Source organism: Streptomyces sp. NPDC022910 (assembly GCF_055561075.1).
The window spans coordinates 1-6,699 of the sequence record NZ_JBVHHL010000126.1; the positions used below are offsets into that span (position 1 = coordinate 1).

Here is a 6,699-nt window from a genome sequence, read left to right on the forward strand (position 1 = left end):
ACGTTCCGCCGTCGCCACCAAGTTGAGGCCCGCAGGCACCACTTCCGCCGACGCATGCGCATCCAGATGATGCAGATCTAGCCCTGTAGTACTAGTTCCGCTCGTCAGGTCCCGCGCCGCCGTCCCGGAAGAAATCCCCGAGGATCGTGCAACCCTTCCCGCGTCCTGCGTGTCGTACAGGCGTCAGAACTTCTGGAGGGGGATCTGGGGGGATCACGGGGTTCTGATGCGGAGGGGGAATCCGAGGGGGCCAGGTCGACCGACCGGCCCCCTCGTATCTTCAGCTCGACCTGCCGCGTGACGACTGTCAGAAGAAGACCCCGCAGCGCAGCAGCGCGTTCGCGTAAGGGCGGGCCTCACCGGTGCGGACGACCAGATGTGCGCCTGCCGTCAGCTCCTTGAGCTTCTCGTGCGGTATCAGGACGAGGTCCGGGAAGCGGGCCTCCAGCAGGGAAGACGCCTGAGGGTTCGCCTCCCGCACCTCGTGCGCCGCCGTCGCGCCCTCCACCACCAGCTCGTCCAGCAGACCGTCCAGGACCTCGGCGAAGGACGGCACACCCGCGCGGAACGCCAGGTCCACCACTCGGGGGCCCGCCGGGATGGGCATGCCGACGTCGCACACCAGGACGCCGTCTCCGTGCCCCAACGCGGCCAGGGCTCCGGCCAGATGACGGTTCAGAATTCCGGTCTTCTTCACAGCGCCGCGACCTCCTCCGCGGTGGGGAACGACTCCTGCGCTCCGGGGCGGGTGACCGCGGCCGCGCCCACCCGCGCCGCGTACGCCGCCGCGTCGGGCAGCGACGTGTCCGTGCCGAGTCGCCATGCCAGCGCCGCCGTGAACGCGTCGCCCGCGCCCGTCGTGTCCACCGCCTCCACCTTCACGGACGGGACCCGGGTCATGGCCTCGCCGGTCGCCACCAGCGCGCCCTCCGCGCCCAGCGTGACCACGACCGAGCGGGGGCCGAGGGCCAGCAACGCGGCCGCCCAGTCCTCGGGCGCCCCGTCCAGCGCACCGCCCGCGATGACCCGGGCCTCGTGCTCGTTCACGATCAGCGGGTCGCACGCCGCCAGCACCTCGGCGGGCAGCGGCCGCGGCGGCGACGGGTTCAGTACGAAACGGGAGCCGGACGGCAGGTTCCGTACGATCTCCACGACCGTCTCCAGCGGGATCTCCAGCTGCGCCGAGACCACGCGCGACGCCCGCAGGAGGCCGACGGCGGCCCGTACGTCCTCCGGCGCGAGCCGCCCGTTGGCCCCCGGCGAGACCACGATGCTGTTGTCGCCCGACGGGTCCACCGTGATCAGCGCGACCCCGGTGGGTGCCCCGCCGACCAGGACCCCCGCGGTGTCGACGCGGGCCTCGCGCTGCGCCTGAAGCAGCAGCCCGCCGTGCGCGTCGTCGCCGACGCGGGCCAGCAGCGCCGTACGGGCGCCGAGCCGGGCGGCCGCGACCGCCTGGTTCGCTCCCTTGCCGCCCGGGTGGACGACCAGGTCGGAGCCGAGCACGGTCTCCCCGGCCGCGGGCCGTCGCTCGACCCGGATCACCAGGTCGGCGTTGGCCGATCCCACGACCAGAAGGTCGTAGTCGTACATGAACTGTCTCCCAACGGATCCCCATGGATCCTTACCGCAGTGAAAGCCGGTGCCACGGCCGCCGACCACGCGCGATGCGCGGCCCGCGGCCGTGGCGACCGGAGGGCGCGGGGGTCAGCCGCTGAACCCGGCCACGTTCTCCTTCGTGACCACCTTCACCGGAACCTTCACCGTCTGCTCGACCTTCTTGCCCTCGGCGGCCCGCAGCGCGTTGTCGACCGCGATCCGGCCCAACTGCGTCGGCTGCTGCGCCACCGAGGCGTACAGCGTGCCCGCCTTGACCGCCGTCAGACCGTCGGGCTCGCCGTCGAAGCCGACGACCTGGACCGAGGTGCCGGCCTTGGAGCCGAGCGCCTTGATCGCACCGAGCGCCATCTCGTCGTTCTCGGCGAAGACGCCCTGGACGTCCGGGTGCGCCTGGAGCAGGTTCGTCATCACGTCGAGACCCTTGGTCCGGTCGAAGTCGGCCGGCTGCTTGGCGAGGACCTGAATGCCCGGGTAGGCCTTGAGCCCCTCGGCGAAGCCCGCCCCGCGCTCACGGCTGGCGGAGGTGCCCGCCTGGCCCTGCAGGATGATGATCTTGCCCTCGCCGCCGAGCTTCTCGGCGAGCGCCTGGGCGGCGAGCTTGCCGCCCTCGATGTTGTCGGAGGCGACCAGCGCGGCCGTCTTCGCCTTGTTGACGGCCCGGTCGACGCCCACGACGGGGATGCCGGCCTTGTTCGCGGCACGCACCGCCGGGCCGACCGCGTCCGAGTCCACCGGGTTGACGATGATCGAACCCAGGCCCGCGCTGGTGAAGTTCTGCAGCTGGTTGGCCTGCTGCGAGGCGTCGTTCTGCGCGTCCGTGACCGTCAGGTCGACACCCAGCTTCTTCGCCTCCGCCTGCGCGCCCGACTTGATCTGCACGAAGAACGGGTTGTTCAGCGTGGACAGCGAGAGGCCCACCTTCGGCGTCGTGGAGGACGAGCCGCCGTGCACGAAGGACACCGCACCCACCACGGCCGCCGCCACCACCGCGGCCAGCACATACGTCACCGTCTGCTTGCCCTTGCCGCCCGGCGAGGTGCCGGCGGCCACGGGCGTGGCGCCGGCCTTGCGCCGCACGGTGTCCAGCAGCACTGCCAGGGCGATCACCACGCCGATGACGACCTGCTGCCAGAACGCCGACACCGAAAGGAGGTTGAGGCCGTTGCGCAGCACCGCCAGGATCAGCGCGCCGATCAGCGTGCCCGACGCCTTGCCGGTACCGCCCGCGAGCGAGGCGCCGCCGATGACGACCGCGGCGATCGCGTCCAGCTCGTAGCCGTTGGCGGCCTGCGGCTGCGCCGACGACAGGCGCGCGGCGAGCACGATGCCCGCGGCGGCGGCGAACAGACCCGACAGCGCGTAGATCGCGAGCTTCTGCTTCTTCACCCGCAGACCCGACAGGCGCGCGGCCTCCTCGTTGCCGCCGATCGCGTACATCGAGCGACCGATGTACGTACGGCCCAGCACGAACGCGGTGATCAGGCCCATGACGACCATCACCAGCACCGGCACCGGCAGCCAGCCGCCGAGCGTGTCACCCAGGTGCGAGACCGAGCTCGGGAAAGCGATCGGGGAGCCCTGCGAGATGACCAGCGACAGACCGCGGCCCACCGACAGCATGGCCAGTGTCGCGATGAACGGCGGCAGCTTCCCGTACGAGACCAGCACGCCGTTGACGAGACCGCAGGCCAGGCCCGTCGCGATGGCGAGAAGCACCGCGATCACGACCGGTATCCCCGCCGACGTGGCGCTCCAGGCGAGGACCGTGGCCGACAAGGCGGCGACCGAACCCACCGACAGGTCGATGCCCGCCGAGACGATCACGAAGGTGACGCCGAAGGCGAGGATGGCGGTCACGGCAGCCTGGACGCCGATGTTGAGCAGGTTGTCCGTGGTGAGGAAGTCGCCGGACAGCGCCGACATCGCGATGACGAGGACGATCAGCGCGGTGAGCGCGCCGTTCTCCAGCAGGAGCCGGCGGACCCCCGCGGCGCCACCGGCGCCCGCTGTGCCCTTGAGCGTGTCAGTGGCCACGGGTGGCCTCCGTTTCGTTGACAGATGTGGTGGGTGTGGAGACGGCGAGCGCCATGACGGAGTCCTGCGTCGCCTCGTCGGCGGTCAGTTCGCCGGCGATCCGGCCCTGGGCCATCACCAGCACCCGGTCGCTCATGCCGAGCACCTCGGGCAGATCGCTGGAGATCATCAGGACGGCGGCGCCCGCGGCCGTGAGTTCGTTGATCAACTGGTAGATCTCGACCTTGGCGCCGACGTCGATACCGCGCGTCGGCTCGTCGAGGATGAGCACCTTGGTGTCCGCCAGGAGCCACTTGCCGATGACGACCTTCTGCTGGTTGCCGCCCGAGAGCGTGCGCACATGCTGGCCGAGCCCGGCCATCCGCACGCCCAGCTGCCCGGCGACTTTGGCCGCGGCCGCCCGCTGGCCCTTGCGGTCGACCAGCCCGCCGTGGGTCGCGGCGCGCATGGTCACGAGCCCCAGGTTCTCCTCGACGGACGCGTCGAGGACGAGGCCCTGCCCCTTGCGGTCCTCGGGCACGAGCCCGATCCCGGCCTCCATCGCGGCGTTCACGTCGTGCCGGCGCACCACTGCTCCCGCGACGCGCACGGCTCCCTCGTCGTAAGGATCGGCGCCGAACACGGCCCGTACGACCTCTGTACGACCGGCCCCGACGAGCCCCGCGATGCCGACGACCTCACCGGCCCGCACCTCGAAGGACACGTCGTGGAAGACCCCGTCCCGGGTCAGGCCCTCGACGGTGAGCAACGCGGCGCCCGCATCCGGCCGTTCACGGGGATACTGCTGCTCGATCGACCGTCCCACCATGAGGCGTACGAGCTCGTCCTCGGGCGTGGAGGCGGGCACCTGGCCGACGCTCCTGCCGTCGCGGATGACGGTCACCCGGTCCCCGAGGGCGGCGATCTCCTCCAGATGATGGGTGATGAAGACGACCCCGACGCCGTCCGCGCGCAGGGTACGCACGATGGCGAAGAGCTTCTCGACCTCCTCGGAGGTGAGCACGGCCGTCGGTTCGTCCATGATGAGCCCGCGCGCGTTCAGGCTCAGCGCCTTGGCGATCTCGACCATCTGGAGCCGCGCGATACCGAGTTCCCGGACCCGCGCGCGAGGGGACACGTGCACGCCGACGCGTTCGAGGAGCTCGGCGGCGTCGGCCTCCATCTTCTTCCTGTCGATCATCCCCAGCCGGCGCGGCTGCCGCCCGAGGAAGATGTTCTCGGCCACGGTCAGGTCGGGAACGAGGTTGAACTCCTGGTAGATGGTGGCGATCCCGAGGCGCTCGGAGTCCTGCGCACCGTGGATGCGCACCTCCTCGCCGCCGACCAGGATTCGCCCGGCATCGGGGCGGTAGGCGCCGGAGAACATCTTGATGAGAGTGCTCTTGCCCGCGCCGTTCTCACCGAGCAGCACGTGTACCTCGCCCCGGCGCAGATCGAAGTCGACGCCGTCGAGCGCGACCACTCCGGGGAAGGTCTTGCGTATGCCTTCGATGCGCAGCAACTCGTCCGGGTTGCTCACGACTGGCTCCTGTTCGTTGCGGGGGACGGCTCCGTGGGAGCCGGCGGCTCCTGGGGAGCGGATTGCCCTGGAAGGGCGGGCGGCCGGGGCTGCCCTTGGGGAGCGGGCTCGCCGCACGAGCGGCGCGCGACAAGACGGGCGGGGAGGGTGACGGACTCGGGAGGCCGCCCCTCGATGCGGTCGACCAGCGCGCGCACGGCGGCGCGCCCCAGCTCGCCCGTGGGCTGGGCTATGGCGGTGATCGGCGGATCGGTGTGCACGAACCAAGGGATGTCGTCGAACGCGGCGAGCGCGATGTCGTCCGGAACCCGCAGCCCGCGTGAGCGGATGGCGTCCAGCGCGCCGAGCGCCATGAGGTTGTCCGCGGCGAACACGACCTCGGGCGGCTCGGCAAGGTCAAGGAACCGCTCGGTGGCCAGGCGCCCGCTCTCGGCCTGGAAGTCGCCCTGGCCGATGTAGGCGTCCGGGAGGGGAAGCCCGTAGGCGCCCAAGGCCTGACGGAAGGCCTCGACGCGCTCACGGCCGGTCGTGGTCGCCGCGGGACCCGCGATGATCGCGAGCCGCCGGTGCCCGAGCCGGTGCAGGTGGGCGACGAGATCGTGGACGGCCGCGCTTCCGTCGGACCGTACGACGGGTGCGTCGACGCTCGCGATCCACCGGTCGACGAAGACCATGGGTGTGCCGCTCCGCGCGGCGTCCAGCATGAGCGGCGACCCGCCGTCGGTCGGCGAGACGAGCAGGCCGTCGATCCGCCGGTCGAGAAGGGTCCGCACATGGTGGTCCTGGAGGTCGGGACGCTCGTCGGCGTTGCCGATGATCACGCTGTAGCCGAGAGCGCGGGCCTCTTCCTCCACGGAGCGGGCCAGGTGGGTGAAGTAGGGGTTCAGTACGTCGCTGATGACCAGGCCGAGGGTGCGGGTCTGGTCGGTACGCAGGGACCGGGCGACGGCGTTCGGGCGGTAGCCCAGCGCCTCGACCGCGGCCAGCACGCGGGTGCGCGCGTCGGCGCTGACCGACGGGTGGTCGTTCAGGACGCGCGACACCGTGGCGACGGAAACGCCCGCCTCGGCGGCGACGTCCTTGATGCTCGCCATCGCCGGGACCACCTCCTTGTGAGTCCGTTTTAGCCTGTTTGCGAGTCGGTGGAATCGTTTACACGACTGACACGGAGGATTGGAAACGATTACATGGGGGTTAATCAAGGGGGGTGGGAGGCGTCGAGACCGGATTGTGACCTATGTGATCTGGGTCTCATGTCGGTGTGCCTCGAAGGGCGTTGTGAAGGTGGGGAGCCGCGCCCTCTGAGGTGAGCGGGGCGCTCCGGCGCAGGGGTCCCTGTAGCAGGGCTGTGACGCCGCGTGGTTGCGGGTGCGACGGCTGGACGTGAACATGGTGAGTGCAGAATCGTTCGGTGAGGCCAACTAGCCACAGGGGGAGGCGAGATGAAGTTCGACATGGGGGCGCAGACCCTGTCCGCGTTGATGAAGGACTCGCGTGGGTCGAGTGATGATCTGGGGGTGTTGATC

Annotated in this window: 5 protein-coding genes; all 5 read right to left on the bottom strand. The window is 70.7% G+C overall.

What is annotated here, in order from left to right; genetic code table 11:
* Window positions 1-307: 307 nt before the first annotated feature.
* The 5 genes from rbsD to ACZ3TS_RS42270 all read right to left on the bottom strand — a co-directional run bounded on the left by rbsD (window position 308) and on the right by ACZ3TS_RS42270 (window position 6,267).
* Window positions 308-697, bottom strand: a complete 390-nt coding sequence (gene rbsD / locus ACZ3TS_RS42250) for a D-ribose pyranase (protein WP_467628356.1) — start codon at window positions 695-697, stop codon at window positions 308-310.
* Window positions 694-1,593 carry a ribokinase gene (locus ACZ3TS_RS42255; protein ID WP_467628359.1) on the bottom strand — a complete coding sequence of 300 codons (900 nt, stop codon included), beginning with the start codon at window positions 1,591-1,593 and terminating at the stop codon, window positions 694-696. Before ACZ3TS_RS42255 ends, rbsD begins: the two co-directional genes overlap by 4 nt.
* A 114-nt stretch (window positions 1,594-1,707) precedes the next feature.
* On the bottom strand, window positions 1,708-3,654 hold the full coding sequence (locus ACZ3TS_RS42260) for an ABC transporter permease/substrate-binding protein (protein WP_467628362.1): 1,947 nt from the start codon (window positions 3,652-3,654) through the stop codon (window positions 1,708-1,710).
* Complete coding sequence (locus tag ACZ3TS_RS42265; RefSeq protein ID WP_467628365.1) at window positions 3,644-5,173, bottom strand: sugar ABC transporter ATP-binding protein; 1,530 nt, start codon at window positions 5,171-5,173, stop codon at window positions 3,644-3,646. The genes ACZ3TS_RS42260 and ACZ3TS_RS42265 overlap by 11 nt, the downstream gene beginning before the upstream one ends.
* A complete protein-coding gene (locus tag ACZ3TS_RS42270; protein WP_467628368.1) occupies window positions 5,170-6,267 on the bottom strand; it encodes a LacI family DNA-binding transcriptional regulator in 1,098 nt (365 codons plus the stop codon). The genes ACZ3TS_RS42265 and ACZ3TS_RS42270 overlap by 4 nt, the downstream gene beginning before the upstream one ends.
* Window positions 6,268-6,699: the final 432 nt, after the last annotated feature.